The sequence below is a fragment of the Thermoflavimicrobium daqui genome (assembly GCF_003313465.1).
Classification (GTDB): Bacteria; Bacillota; Bacilli; order Thermoactinomycetales; family Thermoactinomycetaceae; genus Thermoflavimicrobium; species Thermoflavimicrobium daqui.
Window position 1 is genome coordinate 34508 of record NZ_KZ845677.1, and the last position, 22834, is coordinate 57341.

18 protein-coding genes, 1 pseudogene and 1 riboswitch are annotated in these 22834 nt (G+C 37.2%); of the genes and pseudogenes, 4 read left to right on the top strand and 15 right to left on the bottom strand.

Translation table 11 applies throughout. The features are described from left to right. Positions 1–49: 49 nt before the first annotated feature. Both DL897_RS16645 and DL897_RS16650 read right to left on the bottom strand, forming a co-directional pair. On the bottom strand, positions 50–961 hold the full coding sequence (locus DL897_RS16645; protein ID WP_113660252.1) for a pseudouridine-5'-phosphate glycosidase: 912 nt from the start codon (positions 959–961) through the stop codon (positions 50–52). A 3-nt stretch (positions 962–964) separates the two neighbouring features. Then, positions 965–2056 (bottom strand): carbohydrate kinase, encoded by a 1092-nt coding sequence (locus DL897_RS16650; RefSeq protein ID WP_113660253.1) that lies wholly within the window; start codon positions 2054–2056, stop codon positions 965–967. 654 nt (positions 2057–2710) lie between these two features. Between DL897_RS16650 and DL897_RS16655 the strand changes: the two genes are divergently transcribed. Next, positions 2711–3499 carry an SDR family oxidoreductase gene (locus DL897_RS16655; protein WP_113660254.1) on the top strand — a complete coding sequence of 263 codons (789 nt, stop codon included), beginning with the start codon at positions 2711–2713 and terminating at the stop codon, positions 3497–3499. 99 nt (positions 3500–3598) lie between these two features. Here DL897_RS16655 and DL897_RS16660 read toward each other — a convergent pair whose 3' ends face one another. Together DL897_RS16660 and DL897_RS16665 are read right to left on the bottom strand one after the other, a co-directional pair. Next, positions 3599–4141: a histidine phosphatase family protein gene (locus DL897_RS16660; RefSeq protein WP_113660255.1), complete on the bottom strand. Its 543-nt coding sequence runs from the start codon at positions 4139–4141 to the stop codon at positions 3599–3601. Between the two features lie 319 nt (positions 4142–4460). Next, positions 4461–6107, bottom strand: coding sequence for a long-chain-fatty-acid--CoA ligase (locus tag DL897_RS16665; RefSeq protein ID WP_113660256.1), 1647 nt, complete (start codon positions 6105–6107; stop codon positions 4461–4463). A 225-nt stretch (positions 6108–6332) separates the two neighbouring features. On the opposite strand from DL897_RS16665, the gene DL897_RS16670 reads away from it, so the two are divergent. Continuing rightward, a complete protein-coding gene (locus DL897_RS16670; protein WP_113660257.1) occupies positions 6333–6641 on the top strand; it encodes a hypothetical protein in 309 nt (102 codons plus the stop codon). Between the two features lie 538 nt (positions 6642–7179). Continuing rightward, positions 7180–8196 (top strand): protein kinase domain-containing protein, encoded by a 1017-nt coding sequence (locus DL897_RS16675; protein WP_113660258.1) that lies wholly within the window; start codon positions 7180–7182, stop codon positions 8194–8196. 122 nt (positions 8197–8318) lie between these two features. On the opposite strand, the pseudogene DL897_RS16680 reads toward DL897_RS16675, so the two are convergent. The 4 genes and pseudogenes from DL897_RS16680 to DL897_RS16695 form a co-directional block, all read right to left on the bottom strand. Then, a pseudogene (locus tag DL897_RS16680) lies at positions 8319–9584 on the bottom strand (SulP family inorganic anion transporter); the annotation flags it as partial. A 177-nt stretch (positions 9585–9761) separates the two neighbouring features. Further along, a complete protein-coding gene (locus tag DL897_RS16685) occupies positions 9762–10589 on the bottom strand; it encodes a phosphoenolpyruvate hydrolase family protein (RefSeq protein WP_113660260.1) in 828 nt (275 codons plus the stop codon). A gap of 22 nt (positions 10590–10611) precedes the next feature. Continuing rightward, on the bottom strand, positions 10612–11823 hold the full coding sequence (locus tag DL897_RS16690) for a Tm-1-like ATP-binding domain-containing protein (RefSeq protein ID WP_113660261.1): 1212 nt from the start codon (positions 11821–11823) through the stop codon (positions 10612–10614). 30 nt (positions 11824–11853) lie between these two features. Next, complete coding sequence (locus DL897_RS16695; RefSeq protein ID WP_113660262.1) at positions 11854–13059, bottom strand: Tm-1-like ATP-binding domain-containing protein; 1206 nt, start codon at positions 13057–13059, stop codon at positions 11854–11856. 565 nt (positions 13060–13624) lie between these two features. On the opposite strand from DL897_RS16695, the gene DL897_RS16700 reads away from it, so the two are divergent. Beyond that, the gene (locus tag DL897_RS16700) at positions 13625–15649 is read left to right on the top strand and encodes a serine hydrolase domain-containing protein (RefSeq protein ID WP_113660263.1); all 2025 of its coding nucleotides are present in this window, start codon (positions 13625–13627) and stop codon (positions 15647–15649) included. A 125-nt stretch (positions 15650–15774) separates the two neighbouring features. Here the strand turns inward: DL897_RS16700 and DL897_RS16705 are convergent, their stop codons facing one another. The 7 genes from DL897_RS16705 to qoxA form a co-directional block, all read right to left on the bottom strand. Then, positions 15775–17190, bottom strand: a complete 1416-nt coding sequence (locus DL897_RS16705; RefSeq protein ID WP_113660264.1) for a PTS galactitol transporter subunit IIC — start codon at positions 17188–17190, stop codon at positions 15775–15777. A gap of 43 nt (positions 17191–17233) precedes the next feature. Next, positions 17234–17530 (bottom strand): PTS sugar transporter subunit IIB, encoded by a 297-nt coding sequence (locus tag DL897_RS16710; RefSeq protein WP_113660265.1) that lies wholly within the window; start codon positions 17528–17530, stop codon positions 17234–17236. A gap of 31 nt (positions 17531–17561) precedes the next feature. Beyond that, the gene (locus tag DL897_RS16715; protein WP_113660266.1) at positions 17562–18008 is read right to left on the bottom strand and encodes a PTS sugar transporter subunit IIA; all 447 of its coding nucleotides are present in this window, start codon (positions 18006–18008) and stop codon (positions 17562–17564) included. A gap of 81 nt (positions 18009–18089) precedes the next feature. Further along, positions 18090–18192, bottom strand: a riboswitch (SAM riboswitch). 509 nt (positions 18193–18701) lie between these two features. After that, complete coding sequence (qoxD, locus tag DL897_RS16720) at positions 18702–18998, bottom strand: cytochrome aa3 quinol oxidase subunit IV (protein WP_113660267.1); 297 nt, start codon at positions 18996–18998, stop codon at positions 18702–18704. Then, positions 18999–19610 (bottom strand): cytochrome aa3 quinol oxidase subunit III, encoded by a 612-nt coding sequence (gene qoxC, locus DL897_RS16725; RefSeq protein ID WP_113660268.1) that lies wholly within the window; start codon positions 19608–19610, stop codon positions 18999–19001. Further along, positions 19588–21570 carry a cytochrome aa3 quinol oxidase subunit I gene (gene qoxB / locus DL897_RS16730; RefSeq protein ID WP_276308601.1) on the bottom strand — a complete coding sequence of 661 codons (1983 nt, stop codon included), beginning with the start codon at positions 21568–21570 and terminating at the stop codon, positions 19588–19590. Before qoxB ends, qoxC begins: the two co-directional genes overlap by 23 nt. 41 nt (positions 21571–21611) lie before the next feature. After that, positions 21612–22472, bottom strand: coding sequence for a cytochrome aa3 quinol oxidase subunit II (qoxA, locus tag DL897_RS16735; RefSeq protein WP_168188854.1), 861 nt, complete (start codon positions 22470–22472; stop codon positions 21612–21614). Positions 22473–22834: the final 362 nt, after the last annotated feature.

Here is a 22834-nt window from a genome sequence, read left to right on the forward strand (position 1 = left end):
ATATAGAGAATTATTTCTCCATATCCTTTTTTGTGATATTCAAGATGAATTATACTCGCTTCGAGGCTACAGCAATTTTCGCAGCAACTTCAGCATTATGCTTTACAAGAGCAATATTGGTTTCTAAGCTTTGCCCTTCCGTTAGCTTTTTCACTTTGTCAAGCATAAATGGAGTAACTTTCTTTCCTGTAATTCCTTGCTCTTTCGCTTCTTGGAGAGCTTTCAAAATCGCAGCCTCAATTTCTTCATGATTCATAGCATGTGCTTCTGGAACGGGATTGGCTATGACAAACCCTCCTTGCATGCCTAATTTCCACTTTGTATCCATCACTTTGGCTACTTCTTCTGCTGTATTTAAACGAAAATCGACTGAATGCCCGCTTTGTCGAGAGAAGAAAGATGGAAATTCATCACACTGGTACCCCACCACAGGAACACCTTGCGTTTCCAAATACTCTAGCGTACGTCCAATATCCAAAATCGATTTGACACCTGCACAAACTACTGCGACATTCGTTTTAGCCAGTTCCATTAAGTCAGCTGAAACATCCCATGTTACTTCTCCTTCACGATGCACTCCGCCAATACCACCTGTTGCAAACACTTGAATACCCGCCAACTGGGCAGCGATCATAGTTCCTGCAACCGTTGTTGCTCCAACCTTTCCTGTTGCTAAAATATAAGGAAAATCACGTCGACTCACTTTTTCTACAGCTGGATTGGTTGCAAATTCTTCTAACTCCTGATCATTTAATCCGATTTTCACTTTTCCATTCATGATTCCGATCGTTGCTGGAACCGCTCCCTGTTTACGAATGATATTTTCTACTTCCTTCGCCATGGATATATTTTGCGGATAAGGCATTCCATGTGATATAATGGTGGTTTCCAGTGCCACGATCGGTAAATTTTGATTTAAAGCGTGCTGAACTTCTTCTGTAAAAGTAAGAAATGATTTCATTTTTTATTTCTCCTCGATCATTTTATAAAGATGTTCTGGTTTTAAATATGGGGAGACAGATTCATATGTTTGGAGTGTCAGCGCAGACGCTGCTAAACCTAGATAACAGGAACGCTCCATCCCTTCTTTATTTGTCATCCCATATAAAAATCCTGAGGCAAAGGCATCTCCTGCCCCAGTTACATCAACAACTTTGATATCTCTTAGTGGAGGAAGATGCTTCGATTCAGTATCTGAAGCATAAAAAATCCCCTGTTCTCCTAACGTTACCACCACATTTTTCACACCACGAGCTTGGATTTTTTGACAAGCTATCCGACAATCATCGATGGTTTCGATTTTCATCGCTGCTAATACTTCCGCCTCGTCTCGGTTGGGTAGAATCACTTCTACTCCTTCTAGAGAAGAAGGAAGTTTACTTGCTTTGGGTGAGGATACAGGATCAATGTAAAGTGGGATTCCTTGTTCTTTACAGCATTGGATCAGATAGACAAGTGATGATTCAGGAATATTCGTATCTAAAAAAACAGCTTGCGAAGAAGCGATATAGGACCATTTGTCTTTTAACAACTCAGGAGTGATTTGGTTATAAATTTCCATATCAGCTAGAGAAATCACCATTTCTCCACAAGGATCAATCAAGGCGGTATATGTACCTGTACGCTCTTGTGGGAAAACTTTAACTTGACTTACTTCCACACCATATTTTCTGGTTTCCTCCAAAACCCACTTTCCTTCTTTATCATCTCCAACAGCACTAATTAATGATACTGTACACTCAAGTCTTCCCAAATTTTCAGCGATATTCCTCGCCACTCCACCACAAGATTCCGTAATGGTGACAGGATTTGAAGTATGTAGGCTTACCTTCTGCTTACTGTGTGCCTTTCGATCTAAGTTAACCCCACCAATACAAGTAATTAGTGAAGAAGACTTTAAAATATAAGCACGTCCAATAATTTCACCCTGTTTTACCAAGTTAGCAATATAACCGGCTACAGCTGAACGAGAAATTCCTATTTTATCAGCGAGTTCTTGCTGAGTAATAAAAGGGTTGATACGAATATATTCTAAAATTTTCTTTTCTTTGTCCACATATCCCCCTGCTACTAAAAACATAGACAAATGTCCATATCTAGAGTATTCCTATTTCCGCGTGTCCTGCCTCGCCCATAGCTCGCTACGACAGTTTGATGTAACACTCCAAAGGTGTCAATTCCCGACTAGCCATCGGTAGGAACCTCTCATCCGGGCAATTCGAGCATAAATCTTTTGTACTCTTAGGACATTCTTTTCTATGTTCCTTCCGCTTTTCGTAGCAGATTTTTCACCTCGCTTTCTAAAGCGTATTTTCTGGACAGTGCGTGTTGTGCACTTTAACCGTTTTTCTGTCTTTTTGATGGCGGAAGATTTGTTGATATTCTTAAATACTACCTATTTCTATATTTTTAGTGGCTTTATGTTCCCTCCTTTCAACATAAAGCCATCATAACAAATGTTTATAACAAAAACAATTGTTTAGACCAGAATATAAAATGTTAGCATTTTCATTTATAGGATATTTTTGTAAAATCATATTCACTTTTTCATGTGACGCCCCTTACTTTCTATCTTGCAAGAAGCTATGTATTATGATGTTCATATTCCTCCAATTTATTAAAGTTGATACCTTTTTTGCTAGACAATTCTAAAGTATAGCCATAAAATATTGATTAGTTTCACGAAATAGGTTATATGGAGGTAAGGTAAATGGATTTAGGACTTAAAGATCAAGTCGCATTAGTCACCGCATCTAGTAAAGGGCTTGGTAAAGCCACTGCTTTGGAACTTGCTAAAGAAGGAGCCAAAGTCATGATCTCCAGTCGAAATCAAGACGAACTTGAAAAGACTGCAAAAGAGATTCATGAGAAAACTGGATCGGAAGTAGCGTACTGTGTCGCTGATCTAACCAAACCTGAAGAGATCGATCACCTAATTACAAAAACCTTTCAACATTTCAAATCGATTCATATTTTAGTCAACAATGCAGGAGGTCCTCCACCAGGTAATTTTGATCAGTTCGAAGATACAGATTGGCAGTCTGCTTTTGAATTAAACTTATTAAGTGTGATTCGTCTCATTCGAGGTACCATACCCATAATGCGACAACAAAAATATGGTAGAATCGTTAACTTTACCTCTTCATCAATTAAAGAGCCGATTCAGGGGTTAATCCTTTCTAATACCTTCCGAACAGCTATAGTTGGCTTAGCCAAAAGCTTATCTGTTGAGCTGGCTACTGATTCCATTTTAATCAATACCCTTGCCCCAGGTCGTATCAGTACAGATCGACTAAACACTTTGGACCAAAATAGAGCACAACAACTAGGCGTCCCTATCGATGAAGTTCGAAATCAATTTTTCTCCCAAATTCCGCTAGGTCGTTATGGCAAACCTGAAGAGTTTGCCAAAGCAGCAACTTTCCTTCTCTCTCGTGCAAATTCTTATATAACGGGTCAAGCTCTACTCGTTGATGGGGGTATGGTTAAATCCATATAAAAAGCCGGTTTTCCGGCTGTCCATTTACTTTAAGTAACCGCATTCATACCTTAGGGTTTCTCTATCTCAAAGCTACTTTATGAGAAACCCCTTTTTAGATTATTGATTCCAAATTCGTTCGATCTTTACTTTTTCCTCGTCAAAAGTTAGTTTGAAAATATCCGGATTCGTTAAATTCGTCCATGACGCGAAACCATATGAGGAATCGAATGAATGGAGTAATAAGGTAATTAAATTTCCATGGGATACTAGGACGATTGATTGTTCTTCCTGCTTTAACTCATCAGAAAGTACAGAAAGTACTCGTTCCATCGCTTCACGACTTGTCTCTCCCCCCGATAGCCGCATTTCAGGATGATCAAACGATGCACGGAGCCAATCCAACCAATCAGGCAAAGCAGTTTGACATAACACTCTTTCAACCAATCTTTCATCTTTAATAATAGTTAATCCTAGCATCTTAGCTAATGGTTCTATTGTTTCAATTGCACGTGTATAAGGACTTGAGATGATCCGATCCACTTTTATATTTTCAAAGAAATCAGCCAGCTCTATCGCCTGTTTTTTCCCTTTAATTGTTAATTTCGCATCGGATTGCTGTCCTTCCGCTTCACAATGACGAATGACATAAAAGTGTTTCATATTCAACTTCCTTCTGCTTATAGTTTTTTATCCAACGTAAATCAAGAATCTATTTGTTCTTATCCCTTTAAATTGACGAACTATCATATTTTAAAACTAAAAAAATAAACAAATTCTATCATGAAATATACGACTTATAAGACGAAATATATCTAATATATCCTAGCATTCGAATGGATATTAATGATAATAGATAAACGCAATATACAGCAGAAAGATAATTCATAAAATTTATAATATATAAGGCACATGGTTATTTAGCTAGCATCCATGTGCCTTATATATTATGTCATAAAGGATACTTGGTTTATTTTAGTTACTACTGACGATTTTCGCGCTCCATCAATACCTTCCATAAAATCTTACCACTTGCAGACATCGGTAATTGCTCAGTAAACTCCACTGTTCGTGGGCATTTATAAACAGCCATTCTCTCTTTAGCCCAGTCTATAATCTCTTGTTCAGTCACCTTTGCATCCTTATGAAGAACAATATAAGCTTTTACCGCTTCACCCTGTCGTACATTTGATACGCCTATCACACAAACTTGTTGAATAGCAGGGTGCTTATATAGTACACCTTCTATCTCCGTCGGCCAAACTTTAAAGCCTGATACATTAATCATACGTTTAAGACGATCTACAATAAAAAAATACCCCTCTTCATCATATTTTCCTATATCACCTGTTCGAAAAAAACGCTTACCATCTAGCTTAATAAATGCTTTTTTTGTTTCCTCTGGTTGTCTCCAATATTCTTGAAAAACTTGTGGACCATGTACAATGATTTCTCCTTCTTCATGAGGACCTAGCTCTTCGAATGTATCGGGATGGATTACTCTGGCATCTGTCCCAAACTGTGGCAATCCTGCACATTGCAATTTAGGCCGATCAATGGGATTAAAGTGGGACTGAGCCATTGTTTCAGACAAACCATATCCTTCTATATATTCCAATCCGAGCTCATTTTTTAATTTTTCACCAATTACTTTAGGAAGAGGTGCTCCTCCGCCTGCAACGATTTGTAATGAACTTAAGTTATAATTACTCCGATTTGGATATGCTAGAAAATCGATAACCATTGTACTGATATTAATCCAATGGGTAATTTGAAATTGCTCGATATATTTAGCAGCCAACTCTCGTTGCCAGCGAGTTAAAATGACCATGGTTGCACCAATATAAATAGGAATATGCATTCCAAACACCATCCCTGTGACATGAAACCATGGCAGAACTGACAAATTAACTGAACTAGAATGAAGTCTCGCCCAAACAGAGCCCCCCGTGATATTCGCTTGTACAGATTCATGTGTATGGACACAACCCTTAGCTCGTCCGGTTGTTCCCGAAGTATATGGAATGACTGCTAGATCTTTATAATTCATGACCACTTGATTAGGCTTTAAAGAAAATTGAAGCGCTTTCATCCAAAGACTCACAAATGATTCATTAATCGACATAGGAGGAGTGCTTACTTCAGGTGGCAGAATCGTGGAAGATGGTTGATCAATATACTCAAAATAACTAGCTACAACTAAATATTCTAAACAGGTTGTTTTTACAAGTGGGGCTATCTTCGTATATAATTCCTGACCTACAAAAGCATACTTCGCTTCAGAATCATTAATAAAAAATTGAAGCTCTTGTGTTGTAAACATTGGATTAAGTGGGATAACCACTGCGCCTACTTGTAAAATGGCATAATAAGCAATCATAAATTGGGGGGAGTTCTGCATAAACAAGATGACACGGTCCCCTTTGTTCACATTTAGTTTTTTTTGTAAATAGCCTGCCATCGCTTCAACCTCAGATAAAAGCTCTGCATAAGTCAATTGTTTCCCATAATAATGGATTGCTATCTTTTGCGGATAACGTCGGGCTGATACTACCAGATTATCAAAAATCGTGGTCTGGGGAATATCCAAAAATCGTGGCATACCTTTTGGCCAATATCTTATCGCCATCCTCTTGCCTCCCTATAAGTATAGATATAAAACACATTCAGCTTTTATATAAGTTTATTAATAATAATAATTATACCATAATAATATATCGAAGATTCAATCTACTAATGTCTTATATTTTATTTCCAATTGATATTAAAGATGCTATAATAATATTTACGAAATAGAATAAATATTATATTTATGTTGAATTATTATTCTTTTATTATTAGGAGTGGTAAATTTATGCTAAAGTTAAATGTTGTTTTTTATGACTTAGAAAATCCACTTAAACATGAAAAGTTTCTTCGTGAAACCTATATTCCCAGATTAATGTCGATACCTGCAGTAAAAGATATACAATTTTTCCTTCTAACTTCTTTTTTTGATCCGAATCAAGAATCCAAATACTCTATTCAAGTTGAGGTTTATTACCATAGCGATGAAGAATTTTACGAATCTCTTAGCCATCCACTTGCCAAAGAAATCGTATCGGACTTCTTGAACCTCTCTGCAAACCACTCTACTATTCAAATTGCAAAACTATTAGACTAGATAAGACACATGACATAGAATATGCCCTCATGTTGTTGATTGTGTTCTTAAATATTTATAACTATACATCCAATAAAAAGGCTCCTAACCCATTAAACCGGAGCCTTTTTTGGTTAAAAAACAAATGCAATTAATCTTCGTTTTCTTTTTTTAAAAGTATGTTACTATTTTTATAGGTCCTATTCGCAATTCTTTATGATTTCATACCGTCAATTACATCCATACTTAATAATAAGTTTATTCTTTTTGCAAATAAACTTATAATCATATTAATTATCTTTTTTCACTGTTGCTATATGGTTAGAATAGCCCATCATTTATTCAAAAATATCTACTTGTTGGACTTGTGTTTTGCACTATAATAGTAGAAGTCAAAGTCGATATAACCATGTAAAGAATAAACTGCTTCGGTTAACGACTGAATGTTACAATCAAAACATCTTCAATAAACTGTAAAAGACTTTTAAAGATTAGGACTCTTATTTTTTAGATGTTTATAGCTAAATAGTAGCTTTTCTACATCGAAAGGAGCTCAGTAGTGGAAGGAAGACAATTAGGCGGAAGATATCACGTAATTCGCTATATCGGTGGGGGAGGGATGGCTTCAGTTTATTTAGCACAAGATATGGTCTTAGACCGTTATGTGGCTATCAAAACTCTCCATGAAGAATACAGCAATAATTGGGAGTTCATTCAGCGATTTATTCGTGAGGCTAAAACAGTAGGAAGACTATCTCATCCCAATGTCGTTAGTGTTTATGATACGGGTGTCGATAACCAAGTCTACTATATGGTAATGGAATTCATAGATGGTGCTTCACTCGCTCACTGGATTCGCGAAAAGGGGCCTCTTTCACCTTTTGAAACAATTTCGATTGCCATCCATATTTGTAATGGGCTCGCTCATGCTCATGATCATGGAATTATTCATCGTGATATTAAACCACATAACATCTTATTTACACAAAATGGGCAAATTAAAGTATCCGATTTTGGGATTTCTCGTTTTGTCGAATCGAATACTTCCCTGACACAAACAGGTATCGTCATCGGAACAGTTGACTATTTCTCACCTGAACAAGCTAGGGGACTTAATTTAACATGTTCCTCAGATCTTTACTCAGTAGGTGTAGTATTATATGAAATGCTTACCGGAAGGACTCCCTTCTCAGGTACTGACTTCCTAAGTATTGCACTACAACATATTCAAGAGCCATTTCCAGATCCAATAAGCATTAACCCTCATGTTCCAGACAAATTACGCTATATTATCCATCGAGCAACACAAAAAGATCCCATTCAGCGATATCAAAGTGCTTATGAAATGGCTAATGATTTGCAACATGCTTTGTTAGAGCTACAAAATCATCAACCCATGGTTGCAAATTCTGGAAATATGGGGCATGGGCATGAATCTTCCGGAACCCCTTCACTTATTCAACAAGCAAGTGAACATGCCCCTAAATTAATTCAAGAATTGATACAATCGAAAAATCCTAAAAAGCACTTTATCGTGGAGGCGATGAAATTACTCTACAAAATTATTAAAAAATAGAATACTATTGAAGATATCTACTGTTACTAAAGATAACTATAAATCAAAAAAGCATCCAATGAAAATGCTCATTTGGATGCTTTTTTGATACGTTTCTAATCTTTTAATTCAAATAAGATTATTACTTGTTTATTAGTTAGATCCTTCTTCACTTTGATTGTTTTTGCTATCTTGATGCAGCAAAGTATACTAGCTAACAATAAACCACATCCTACACCAACAACTAAATCAATGAGTACTGTTAGAAGAAATGTGACAGTTAATATAGCAGCATCACTTTTTTTTGATTTTAAAATATGCATAAATTCCTTTCTCTCACTCATTTTCCATGCTATAACCATTAGAATAGGTGCGAAGCAAGCTAATGGAATATAGGCGGCATAGTCGAAAAATAGCCATAATACAAGTAAAACCACCATACTATGAGTTACCCCAGCAACTGGTGATGTGGCTCCACTTTTTATATTGGTTGCAGTTCGAGCAATAGCACCAGTCGCTGGAATACCTCCAAATAAAGGAGTAGCTATATTAGCAATACCTTGACCGATCAATTCTTTATTACTTCGATGTTTTTCACCGCTCATCCGATCCGCTACTACAGCGGAAAGTAATGATTCAATCCCACCTAGAAGAGCAATCGAAAGAGCAGGAGGAAGGAGAGTCATTATTTTTTCCCATGTTATCTTGGGAAACTGAATACTAGGAAGTTGAGTGGAAATTTTACCATAAACGGAACCAATGGTATCAACTTGATTTGGAAAGAAAAAGACTGCCACCAAAGTAGAAACAAATAGTCCAAATAAAGGTGCGGGAAATTTTGGGAAGTAGAAGGAGGATAACCAAAGAACCGAAAAACAAATCAATGCAGTAACAATTGAATAAATGTTAAATGTCTCCAAATGAATAATAATTTCTTCCATATTTGCAATGAATCCTTCTTTTTTCTTTACATTCCTCAGTCCTAAAAAATTTGCGATCTGTCCTGAAAAGATCGTTACCGCAATTCCTGCTGTAAAACCAATCGTAACAGGCTGTGGAATATAGCTTATCAAATTTCCTAATTTCATAATTCCCATCAGAATAAGCATGATACCTGCTAAAAATCCTGCAATGAGAAGGTTTTCATACCCATAATTTAAAACAATCCCTAGTAAAATCGGAACAAAGGCCCCTGTCGGTCCACCAATTTGGTATTTGGAACCTCCAAACAGTGAAATTAATGCCCCAGCTACAATCGTGGTATAAATTCCATATTCGGGTCTAACTCCTGAGGCAACGGCAAAGGCAATACCTAAAGGAATCGCAACAATTCCTACAATTAAACCTGCCATTAAATCCCGTTGAAATCTTGCAAAGGTATAACTTCGAAAAGAAGCTTTAAAATTCATCCCATAGTATATCACAACCTTTAATTGGATAAATATTCATATATATTATATTATTGTCACTAATGCTATTTAAAATATTTTTTGTATAAAAAATGGATAATTTATATTTTCTTTATATTCATGGCTATCATGATAACTGAATTAAAAATACGGTGCTGTTTAGCACCGTATAAAAAATTATTTTACCTTTTTAAATTTCTCTACTTGTGATTGAATCGCCACTTCAGTAGGTAGACGCTCGATACTTGAAGCCCCAAAGAAGCCACTAATTCCGTTTGTTAGTTCAAAAATTTTCTCTACATCAGCTGGTTCAGCAATCGGTCCTCCATGACAGAGAACAAGAATATCAGGGTTAATTTCTTTGGCAGCATCATGCATCGCTTGGATACGCTCTGCCGACTTTTCAATCGTTAAAGCTGTTTCCGCTCCAATAGACCCTTTTGTTGTCAATCCCATATGGGGAACGAGCACATCAGCTCCTGCTTTTGCCATCGCAATCGCTTGTTCTACATTAAATACATAAGGACATGTTAGCATATCTAGTTCGTGAGCTTGACGAACCATTTCTACTTCCAGATCAAAGCCCATTCCGGTCTCTTCTAAATTTTGTCGAAATACACCATCAATTAAACCAACAGTAGGGAAGTTTTGCACACCATCAAATCCTAATTCTTTTAACTGCTTAAGAAATACAGGCATTTGTCGGAAAGGGTCCGTTCCACATACACCTGCTAACACAGGCGTATCCTTAACAACAGGTAAGACTTCAGACGCCATTTCTACTACGATTCCATTAGCATCTCCATAAGGCATCAGACCTGCTAGTGAACCTCGTCCAGCCATACGATAACGACCCGAATTATAAATAATAATTAAATCCGCCCCACCCCGTTCTGCAAATTTGGCTGAGATTCCTGTTCCAGCACCACACCCAATAATAGGCATCCCGTTTTCAACTGTTTTTTGCAAACGATCAAGTGCTTGTTCTCTAGAAATAAATGGCATAGTTTATCTCCTTTTCTCTACTTTATTCGTCTAGTAATTCCAATAGCTTACTGGAAACAGCTTGTGCAAATTGTTCATCATTGATATTACAGTCGAGCTCATAGACTGGAATATCGGGTCGAATGTGTTGTTTAATCGAATTAAATAGTGCTAAATCCGCTTCAGGATCCCAGAAAATCTCTCCAGAAGCATCTAGCTCCGAAATACCTCTTAATGGTAAGAAAACAGCGACAGCTCCTTTAGAAGCATTCGCTTTTTCAGCAAGAATCCGTCCCAATTGAACATTTTCTTCTGGGGTTGTTCGCATTAACGTGACATTTGGGTTCCAAGCATAGAGCAAACGATCTTTATATTGATCTGGAACCGAATCCATTCCCCAGAAATTAACCATATCTAGACAGCCAGGAGCAATCACTTGGGGTACTCCCCATTTGGCTGCGGCATCCATGCGATTAGGACCTGCAGTTAATACGCCACCTAATAATTCATCAGCTAGTTCTGTCGTAGTTACCTCTAATACGCCTGATATGTAACGATTTTCGATTAAAGATTCCATAGTCATCCCACCTGTTCCAGTGGCATGGAATACGAGTACTTCATAGTCCATTTTTTGCTCGATAATTTCTTTACACTGATTGACCAACACAGTAGTATTACCAAACATCGAGGCTGTAATTAATGGTTTTCTCTTAATTTGAGGAACTCCCGTCTCTACCATTCCAATGAGTGCCCCAACCGCATTCGCATAAATCTGCGCACTAAATCGATTGACTCCAGATACGTCTAAAATGGAAGGGAACATGACAATATCACTTATGCCGACATAAGGATTGGTATCTCCAGATGCCACAGTACTTACCATTACTTTCGGTATACCAATCGGTAAAACACGTAGTCCGGAAGTACCAATCATCGTTCCATTGGAGCCTCCCATCGAAAAGCCGGCATCAATCACCCTTAGCTCATGTAATTTTTTCATGACTACAGCGATCCCTCTGGTCATCGTCTCCATCGCTAAAGATTTGTCCTTCCTTTTCTGTAACTCTGCGAGTGGGATCCCACCTGCCTGAGCTACATGCTCAGATGTAATATTAGGTTGAATGAGCGGCTCCCCAAGTACACCTGTATCAATAATAAATGCTTTGTGTCCTCGTCTTTCAATTTCACTTTTAATAAAAGCAAAATCACTGCCTTTGGTATCCATTGCACCGATAACAGCAATGGTTTTAGCCATTCCATCTCTCCTCCCTTTGTTGATACTTTATTAATCGAGTAGCTCTAACAGCTTACAAGTTACAGCATGAGCAAACTCTTTATCATTAATATTGCAATCGATTTCATAAATAGAAATGTCTTCACGTACATGCTTCTTAATCGCATGAAATAACGCCTGATCCGCTTCAGGATCCCAAAAAATCCCTCCAGGAGCATCTAATTCTGAAATTCCCTTTAATGGTAGGAAGATAGCTACCTTTCCTTTTGAGCGATTCACTTTTTCAGCTAGTATTTGTCCTAACTTTTCATTTTCTTCTGGGGTGGTTCGCATTAACGTGACATTCGGATTCCATTGATAGAGTAAGCGATCTTTATACTTTTTTGGAACAGTATTCATTCCCCAGAAATTGACCATATCCAGACAGCCGGGTGCAATCACTTGTGGAACATTCCACTTTGCAGCTGCATCCAACCGATGAGGGCCTGCAGTTAGTACACCTCCTAACAATTCATCAGCTAGCTCCGTTGTGGTTACGTCTAATACCCCAGTAATAAATTGATCATTAATGAGCGATTCCATCGTACGCCCACCCGCTCCTGTCGCGTGGAAAACAAGCATATGATAATCCTGTTGCTCGATGATATCTTTACAATAGTTAACAAGCGTAGTTGTATTTCCAAACATGGAAGCTGCGATCAAAGGCTTTTTCTCTATCACAGGAGTTTCAGATTCTGCCATCCCAATGACGGCCCCAACTGCATTTGTATAGATTTTTGCACTAATCTGATTGACACCCGATACATCTAGGATCGAGGGAAACATGACAACATCACTCGTTCCAACATAAGGGTAGGTGTCTCCAGCAGCAACCGTACTTACCATTACTTTAGGCACACCAATAGGTAAGGCACGTAGACCCGATGTCCCAATCATCGTTCCATTGGAGCCTCCCATCGAAAAACCGGCATCAATCTTTCCTTGATCATACAAGGCTTTCATAACCTTTGCGATTCCATCAGTCATTACAGCCATCGATTTAGATTTATCCAGTTGCTTTCGAAGTTCTTCAAGGCTAGCCCCACCCGCTTCTGCTACTTGTTCAGGAGAAATATCTATCTCAATGGAAGAAGGTTTACTTAGTATACTGGTATCTATCACTAGTGCCTGATGACCACGCTTTTCAATTTCTGATTTAACAAATAAAAAATCACTTTCTTTTGTATCTAAAGAACCGATAACAGCGATGGTTGCCAATGTTCCCTCTCCTTTTTTCTTAAATCATTCAATCATAAACCTACAATAATAACGATAGGCAATATAGCAACATTCTCTCTTAAAAGCTACTGAGTCAAGCCAATTCTCAATCTTGCCTCCCGTCTATCACCTAATTCAATGTTTAATATAATACCTTTAAGATAAGAAGATGCTTCATTTCACATTTACTGTTTATAGATTATAAAAAATAATGAAATAAACCATCTTCATATAATAACTATGTTTTTTTGTAAGGTAACTATTGTAATAAAGCATTATATTCAAATACTATCAAACAAAACCTAAACGAACAATATTGATATTTATAGTTGGACCATAATACCATACTAAAATCAGTATCGTTCTACTATTATAAGTATCTTCCAATCCGCTAACTAACCGTAGCTTTAGCTAACTTACGTATTTCTTGAATATATCCTCTTCCCCCTTTTTCTTATTTAGGTTGTACAAGCTTAAATATTATGTAATTTTTATTTCTTTTTTACTTCGATTTTACTCTATCTATTTACAATAATATTGTAACTAGGCCATAGGAGGAAATAGCATGAAAAGAAAAACAACTGCATTGATGATCTTGACTCCGCTCCTTTTCACTTGTATGCTTCCAAGCCACGCTCACGCTAAAAGTATCCAGCAAGAACCACCATCTGATCCCAAAGAATTAAACCAATGGATGGATCAATTTTTTCAAAAAGAGGAAATTAGAAAACGAAAAATACCAGGTACGGTAGTAACAGTGGTTAAAGATGGAAAAATCCTCTTAGAAAAAGGATATGGATATGCTGATCTACAAAAGAAAACACCTGTTGATCCTAAAAAAACGATCTTTCGGATCGCTTCCGTTTCCAAAGTATTTACAGCTACATCTGTTATGCAGATGGTTGAACAAGGAAAACTAAAACTAAATGGAAATGTGAATCAATATTTGGGAGATATTCAGGTCAAAAATCCATATCAAAAACCTATGACGATCAAACATCTACTCACTCATACGACAGGTTTTGAAAAAGACGCGTTACGACCTGGTGATATCGTTTTAGATTTAACTCAATATTATCCATTAAAAGAAGCAATAAAAGATACGATGCCGAAAGTAACGAGACAACCTGAAGAATCTCAAATGTATGATAATTATGCTTCCAATCTTCAAGGATACATCGTAGAAAACGTATCAGGAAAACCCTTTCAAGACTATATCAAAAAACATATTTTTCAGCCATTAAAAATGAAAAACAGCGATTTTGATCTAACACCTTGGATCCAAAAAAATTTAGCAACCGGATATTCTTCCAATAATAAAGCATTACCTCTTTATAAACTAAAACCTACAATCGAGCCAAGTGGAAGTATGAATACGACAGGCAATGATATTGCCAAATATATGATTGCGATGTTAAATGGAGGTACCTATAAAAACAAACAGATCTTAAAAGAGGACACGGTTAGAAATATGCTTCGCTATCATGTAGCTATCCATCCCAAATATCCTGACATGGGCTTAGGATTTGAGAACATCTCTCCATACGACCATCATGGACAATATGTCATTGGTAAAAGCGGAGATGTGCCTGGCTTTCATTCTGCCATGTGGCTATTACCTAAACATAAGCTTGGCATCTTTGTTTCCTATAATAAAGATGAGGAAATTCGCAATGACCTGTTCAAAGAGTTTATGGATCACTATTTCCCAAAAAAAGATGAAAAGCCAAATTATTTAAACACACCAAAGCATTTACTAACACGTTTTGAAGGAGAATATCCAGATCTTAGAACTCCTTTTTGGATCACTAAGATTACTGCTATAGGAAATGGGGAGTTATTGGTTGAAGATAATCTAATGGGGAAAAAGGAGAAATTTAAACAGGTAGAACCACTCCTATTTATAAATAAAGATGGACATCCTTTAGCATTCAAAGAAGATCGAAAATATAACATTACCTATTTGAAAAATCTTAATTTGGGCTACTCTCAAAAAGTTAATATTCCCTTCTATCAAGATATAAGCAAAGCTAATCCTTATGCTCAAAATATCCGTCATCTGCAATTGCTACATCTCTATCCTAGCTCAACTAATTTTAAACCAACCAAGCCACTAACTCGTGCAGATATCGCGATGATGGTCGTTCGTACGCTACAACTAGTCAATGTGAAACCTTCTGAAATATCTACCAATCCATTTAAAGATATCGATAACCATCATTGGGCTAAAGAAGAAATACTAGCAGCTACACAAATGGGGATTATGAAAGGCGTTTCTTCAGACCGATTCGCTCCGAATCAAACCGTCTCTCGTGAAGAAGCAGCTATGATTCTGATAAAAGCACTTCGATTCGCAAAACCTAATTTTCCATATCAAAAAGCCAACTTAAAAGGCGAAACGGATCCTAAAGCCAAAGCAGCTATCGAAACCGTTGTTGCACTTGGTTTATATGGTCCAGAAGTAACAAAATACCCAGATGGATCAATCGATTATCATTCAAAGAGAATCATGACTAGACAGGAAGCAGCCGCTTTAATCGCCAATACCGCAAATCAAAAAGTGTTTTATATGCTAATGATAGATTTTTAAAATAAAAATAGCATCTACCCTATTTCAACTAAAACTTTCAGGCGCTCATTCAAGATCGCCTGAAAGTTTTTCTATATCTTATGAGTCAAGCTCTCTTTGATCATCTTGTTTTATTTAAGTGAAAGTCACTTAACCTCACCAACTTTTTCCTCAATCTTACCTTTCGCACTATTTTCCAGATATTGATAAAAGGCATCTTTATTTTTTCTAAATAAGTAAAAGCTAATCAAGTAAATAACAATCACCAGACCAATTAATAACCACGACTTCGATAAGAACGCTAAAAATATTAAACTAGCAATAGGTTTTGTTAGAATTCCGAAGCTAGTAACTAGCAAAGCAGCAGAGGGAATTTTAACTCCTACACTGGTGGCTACTTCAGTAAACATAGGTGCTGTATATGTAGCTACATATAACCCCATGCTAAACCAAATCACACCACTAATAAGCACCTTAAAAATATTTCCATTCATTATTGCCACTATTCCTTGCACCATATAAGGTAAAGCAATCAAATCCACTAATGGAAGAACTTTATTCCCAGGTAAAACCAATGCGAGTAAGACCATAATTGGAATTAGAATAATGCCTGAAATCAATGTTGCTGTTTCTCCATAGCCCATCGCATCATTTACACCTAAGTACCATTCCCTTGACTTGCTACCAGGCTTTTTCGCTTTTTTCTTCGCCGCTTCTGTTAAGGGTAAAAATGCTTGCGAAAAAATTCCTGCTACTTTAGGAAAAATCGCCATGACTGCACTTGTCGAAATTCCGATGATAGTAATCTCTCCCCAAGATGAGAGCTTCCCAAGTTGGTCGAAATTACCCAATATTCCGAGAAAAATTCCTAATAATAAGCCTAAGACAATGGGTTCACCCAAAAAACCAAGTCTTCGTTGTAACTCTGTAGGGCTAAGGTTGATCTGATCTGCACCCAATTTATTTAAGATCCAATTCATCCCAATTCCAAAGGGAGCTGTTCCAACATGGTGTAATTGAACAATTGTACAATTAGGATAATTGAAATAAGTAGACCAACGTTTAGCTATCATTTCTGAAAATAATAAGCTAAACAAATTTAAAACAATCATACAACCAATAGCTAATAGCATATTCTCTGTGATTAAATACATCATAGAGCCCCAAACCATATAGGAATAATTATTCCATAAATCGCCTGGCTGAAAAACATTCGTCCACTTGATCACAAACAAAAAGATTTGTAACACTGTACCTAACACGAGAAAGATCATGCCAACTTTTGTCGAATAAGCAACAATGGAGGTAGCTTGCCAGCCAATATCAAATACAGGAAGCTGAATTCCCGTACTTTTAACCATATCTTGAACAACAGGAGAAATAATTGGGATAAATGCATTTAATAATAGAGTAAATCCTTGTAACCCAATTCCTGCATATAGAGATGAATAAATCGCCTTCTTTAATGGTACTTTCAAAGATAAAGCTACAATTAAAATAACCAGTGGAACAAAGATAGATGCACCAAATGTGTCAAATACCATTTTTAATTTTTCTAACATCTCTTAGCCGTCCCCTCCTATTTCGTTTCAAAATTACGACCGTTTATTTGAGCTTATTAATCACTTGCTGAACTTCTACTAGAAACTCTTCTTCTCCAAATCCAGTTAAAAAACCAACCGCATTAATCGCTGGAATTTTATCTTGTTCCGGAATTGGGGTCGTATAAGCAATAAAATCATAACCACCTTGTTCAATATAATTTAATACTTCAGTAGGCTTAATTTCTACTGTCTTCACTTGAATGCCCTGCTCTAACAAAATATCCTTTAATTTCTCAGCAACCATTGTTGAACTAACTGTTCCAGATCCGCAAACGGTTAATACATGAATTGTTCTCATTTTCAATCTCCCCTTTTCTTTTCATTAAATTTTATGTACTACTATTCAATAATTGGTAAATTTCTGTTTCGCTCTTAGATTCTATCATTTCCTTTAACAAATCTTCCTTTTTAATTAAACTTATCAATTTCTTTAATATTGCAATTTGCTTATCTGGGTTATCTATCGCTAATAAAAATATGATTCTCACTTCTTGTTGTATATTTGGAGTCCCCATCGTAAAAAATGAAACGGATTCTTTTAAAGTAGCAACTGCAATCCCAGATTGCTTAACATGAATACGATCGGTATGTGGAATTGCTACTCCCACACCGGAACTTGGTAAGCCAGTTGGATAAACTTTTTCTCTATTAATGACAGCATTTATAAAACTATCTTTTACATAGCCTTTCTCATATAAAACATGAGATAAAACCTCTATTGCTTCATATGCATTTCTTGCTTCTAAATTCACTTTTATTAGCGCTGTTTCAAACATTCATTCATCCTCTCCTTTGGGGAAACAAAAAACTCCTCTTACAATAAGAAGAGGAGTTTTTACCCGAAATAATCTTCCTTCTTCTTATCTCCCAGAATTACTCTGCAGGATTTGGCACCTTTTATCTTTTGGATACGGTTGCCGGGCTTCATTGGGCCAGTCCCTCCGCCACTCTTGATAAGAAAAATCAATTATGTAATTTAATTACAATTATATCTATAAAATAGGAAATGTCAATGATTTTATTTTAAATAAAAATAAATCCACTTTTATATATTAGAGTAGTAGTATCGATTTACAAAAAAAAAATAGATAATATCGAGGGCATGTTTTCGCCACGTGACAGATGATGTTTTAGTGATGAGTTCGAGTCTAGTGTAAGGATATTTCATCAGTTGGAACGCTGGGAGCCATTCGAAAGTAACACACAGAAGCAAATGATGCTAAAAAGCCCATCTGATTACACTCCCTTCCGCTGTGTAAAACATGATAGAAGTTCTTTGAGAACTCTGTCTCTTAGAACTTCTTATCCCGTGTAGACAGGGAAAATGCCTCTCCTTCTTACCTATTTCTGGTTAGTCGACATCACTGATGTTGAAGATGTTTATTTTCAAGTGGTACGGCTTTCACTGTATTTAGCCCTCTTACTAGTAAAAACTCACAAGCAAGAGGGCTTTTCTTTTGATCCATATTTTAATGTGTCATGGTGTTATATAGCATAATCCATATACTACCTGCTACAGTCACTATTGCCACAAACAACCCATATACGATATTAACCACTTGAATCCACTTGCTATCTCCTTCAGTCAGATGCATGAAGTAGAGAAGTTGTATGATTAGCTGAAAAAAGGCTAGAGTGACAATGATGGTTACCTTCCACCCAAGTGGGAGATTTGTTCTTAAAGTGATAAGTAATGCAGCAAATGTAAGAATCAGCGACCAGAGAAAACCGAAGATATGCTTTTTTAACGTATTCGGATGTTCCATCTAAGACACCATCCCTAATAGATAAACTGCAGTAAAAATGAAGATCCAGACCACATCGAGAAAATGCCAATATAACCCAGTGATAAATGCCTTCCGTGCAGTAACAGGAGTAAACCCTTGTTTATATACTTGATAGAGTACAAGTAAAACCCAACCAATCCCTAATGTCACGTGTGCACCATGGGTTCCGACCAAAGCAAAAAAAGCGGATAAGAAAGCACTACGCGAAAGTCCTGCCCCTTCCGAAACATACGTGGCAAACTCATTGATCTCCATGACTAAGAATCCGAGCCCTAACAGAAGTGTTACAAGCATCCAACATAAATAACCTTTTTTGCTTCCTTTTCTCATTTCCATTACAGCAAGACCACAGGTAAAGCTACTTGTGAGTAGAAGAATGGTTTCGATCATAAACTCTTTCACTTCAAAGAGATCTTGTGATGTAGGGCCACCTGCCGTTTGACCATGCAAACTTAAATAAGTGGCAAATAAGGTGGCAAATAGTACGATCTCAGCACCAAGGAAAGCCCAAATCCCCAAAATCTTTAGCTTTCCATCTTCACTTTGATATTCCAATGGCTTCGATGTATCAACTTGTGATGGATTTGCCACGAGCGCTCACCTTCTTCCATTTTGCTTCTGTTTGCTGAATGATATCGACTGGGATATAAAATCCTTTATCTTCATGAAGAGAACGCCAAGCCAAACAACCTAACACGCCTAGTAAACCAATAATACCAATCAGATGCCATTCAAACACAAAACCAAAGCCCGCGATAAACATGAATATCGATAAAATCACTGGTAAACCCGTTTTATTCGGCATATGAATGGGTTTGAGTGGCTTCGATTCTTCTACTTTCATTGCTTTATTACGTTTTCGATACCAAAATGCATCAATCTCATTCACTTGGGGAATCCGAGCAAAGTTGTATTCAGGTGCAGGAGAAGAAGTCGACCATTCTAAGGTACGCCCATCCCATGGATCTCCTGTTGTATCACGTTCACCATGGCGAATGCTATAGATAATGCAATAGACAAAGATGGCGAATCCAATTCCCATCAGATAAGCACCGATGGTTTCAATCATATTCCATGTACCCCAGCCCAAACCTGCTGGATAAGTGTAGATTCGGCGTGGCATACCTTTTAATCCGATTAGATACATCGGAATGAAGCAAAGATTAAACCCAATAATAAAGATCCAGAAGCTCCATTTTCCTAAACGTTCATTTAGCTTAAAACCAAACATTTTAGGCCACCAATAAATCAGACCAGCAAAACACGCAAAAACGGTCCCACCGATGAGCGTATAGTGGAAATGGCTAATCAAGAAGTAACTGTTATGATATTGATAGTCAGCTGGCGCCGAGGCCAACATGACCCCCGTGATTCCTCCAACTAAGAAAGTTGGGATAAAGGCTAGCGTCCAAAGCATCGGAGTTGTAAAGCGAATTCGCCCTTTATAGAGCGTAAACAGCCAGTTAAAAATTTTGACACCTGTTGGAATAGATATCAACATCGTGGTAATTGAGAATAACGAGTTAATCCATGGTCCTGATCCCATTGTAAAAAAGTGATGAACCCAAACGACAAAGCTCAAAGCGGAAATAGCTACCATGGAGTATACCATTGCACTATAACCAAATAGACGCTTTCGTGCAAATGTACTAATCACCTCTGAGAAAATACCAAAAGCTGGTAAGATAACAATATATACTTCTGGATGTCCCCAGATCCAAAAGAGGTTAGCCCATAACATCGGCATTCCATCACCAGCAATGGTAAAGAAGTGAGCACCGAATAAGCGATCCATGGTGAGTAGTGCAAGAGCCACAGTGAGAACAGGGAAAGCAAAGATAATAATAATGGAAGTAATTAAGGTTGACCAAGTAAACATAGGCATCTTCATTAGCTTCATGCCAGGTGCCCGCATTTTCAAAATGGTTACCAAAAAGTTAATACCTGACATCAATGTTCCGATTCCAGATATTTGTAATCCGAGCAAATAGTAGTTTTCTCCTGGTCCAGGATCTAGCTCATTTCCAGCCAGTGGTGTATAGCTAGTCCATCCTGCATCAGGAGAACCACCAATTACAAAAGATATATTAAAGAGCAAAGCTCCTGCTGCAAAGAGCCAAAAGCTCAAAGCATTCAATGCAGGAAAAGCAACATCCCTTGCTCCAATTTGCAATGGTACTGCAATATTCATCAGACCAAAGATAAAAGGCATAGCCATAAAGATAATCATAATGGTACCATGAGTCGTAAAGATTTCATTATAGTGCTGTGCATTTAAAAACTTTAAATTGGGTAGTGCTAATTGAGTCCGCATTAAGACTGCATCGACTCCACCTCGAAAGAGCATGAGTACTGCGGAAATCAGATACATGATCCCAATCTTTTTATGATCAACCGTCGTTAGCCATTCGTCCCATAGCCAGCGCCACTTTTTATAATAGGTAAGCACAAAAACAATGCCAAGCATGGTGAGAACGATTAATACATCTGCCATATAAATCATTGGCTCCCCCGTTACAAAAAAATGCTCTGGCTTCTTAAAATTAAACAAATCCACAGTAGTCTCTCCTTTCATCCTTTAGTGGCCAAATCTCAATGGTGGTGATGATGTTTCTCGCCACCTTGTTGTTTTTCATACTCTTTAATAAATACTGCCGGGTAGGATGAATAAGTCATTTCTGGTACATTACCAGGCTTCATTAGTTTTAAATAATCACTTTCGGTTTGCTCTGGAGCGGTCTTTTTCACATGAGAAATCCACTTGTTAAAATCCTCTTTTTCCTGGGAAATAACGCGGAATGTCATATGTGTAAATCCTTTCCCCGAAAAATTTGAACTCCGTCCTAAATATGTGCCAGGCTTATCAGCTTCCAACCACAAATGCATGGTCATACCCGGCATCGTATATTCTTGTCCACCCAATTCAGGAACCCAAAAAGAGTTCATCGCACCTACTGCATTTAATTCAAAGTCAATAGGAACATTTGCAGGGATTTTAATATAATTAACCGTTTCAATCCCCTGTTCTGGATAGCGGAAAATCCATTTCCAATCCACTGAGGTTACTTCAATTTTCATCGGCTTTTGTTCTGGACTAGGTGAACGTTCTAATTCAAAGGTAGTTTTTGTCGTTGGGATCGCCAGTGCAATCACGATGATTACTGGAATTACTGTCCAGATAATTTCTAACCAACGACTTCCTTCTTGTTCAGGTGGTTCATAATCTAAGTTGTCCGGTCTCTCACGATACTTCACAAGTACAAAAACAAAAATACCAACAACAGCGACAAAAATAATCGACATTAAAGCAACTGACCAAATAATTAAGTCATATTGCTTTTGTGCGACAGGACCTTGCGGGTTTAGTACACCCGTTTTCACTTGACTACAACCAGCAAGGAGAAAGATTAGGCCAACCAATGATAGTACCTTCTTTAAATGACCTCGCGCCACACTCCTGTCACCCTTTCTAAAGAGAATAAGTATCAATAAATAAAAGGTTTTCAAAACCATTCATCGTAAATGAGCAATTTGTGAAATTAATAACTTAAATAGACATAGATATAGTAAAATGAATATTGATTTTTACTAATTACTGCTAGCTCGTATTCACAAATCGCTCAAACTTTGTTCATTAATGAACAAAGTGCTACAAAAAAAAGAACCTATCCTAACATATGATGTGAGACAATTTAGAGTTTGTTAGGTTCTATAGACGCGATCTAATGTAAATTTATACTACTTACTATAGGATTCCAAGATATAAATTCTCCCTTTATTACCTATAAATTCCATAATAGTCTCCGTTTATATTT

Bases quoted from the DNA above. Each gene is read 5' to 3' on its own strand.
- DL897_RS16685 (WP_113660260.1), bottom strand. From the start codon at position 10,589: ATGCCATTTATTTCTAGAGAACAAGCACTTGATCGTTTGCAAAAAACA.
- qoxD (WP_113660267.1), bottom strand. From the start codon at position 18,998: ATGGAACATCCGAATACGTTAAAAAAGCATATCTTCGGTTTTCTCTGG.
- DL897_RS16665 (WP_113660256.1), bottom strand. From the start codon at position 6,107: ATGGCGATAAGATATTGGCCAAAAGGTATGCCACGATTTTTGGATATT.
- DL897_RS16670 (WP_113660257.1), top strand. From the start codon at position 6,333: ATGCTAAAGTTAAATGTTGTTTTTTATGACTTAGAAAATCCACTTAAA.
- DL897_RS16655 (WP_113660254.1), top strand. From the start codon at position 2,711: ATGGATTTAGGACTTAAAGATCAAGTCGCATTAGTCACCGCATCTAGT.
- DL897_RS16660 (WP_113660255.1), bottom strand. From the start codon at position 4,141: ATGAAACACTTTTATGTCATTCGTCATTGTGAAGCGGAAGGACAGCAA.
- DL897_RS16715 (WP_113660266.1), bottom strand. From the start codon at position 18,008: ATGTTTGAAACAGCGCTAATAAAAGTGAATTTAGAAGCAAGAAATGCA.
- DL897_RS16710 (WP_113660265.1), bottom strand. From the start codon at position 17,530: ATGAGAACAATTCATGTATTAACCGTTTGCGGATCTGGAACAGTTAGT.
- DL897_RS16690 (WP_113660261.1), bottom strand. From the start codon at position 11,823: ATGGCTAAAACCATTGCTGTTATCGGTGCAATGGATACCAAAGGCAGT.
- DL897_RS16700 (WP_113660263.1), top strand. From the start codon at position 13,625: ATGAAAAGAAAAACAACTGCATTGATGATCTTGACTCCGCTCCTTTTC.
- DL897_RS16705 (WP_113660264.1), bottom strand. From the start codon at position 17,190: ATGTTAGAAAAATTAAAAATGGTATTTGACACATTTGGTGCATCTATC.
- DL897_RS16645 (WP_113660252.1), bottom strand. From the start codon at position 961: ATGAAATCATTTCTTACTTTTACAGAAGAAGTTCAGCACGCTTTAAAT.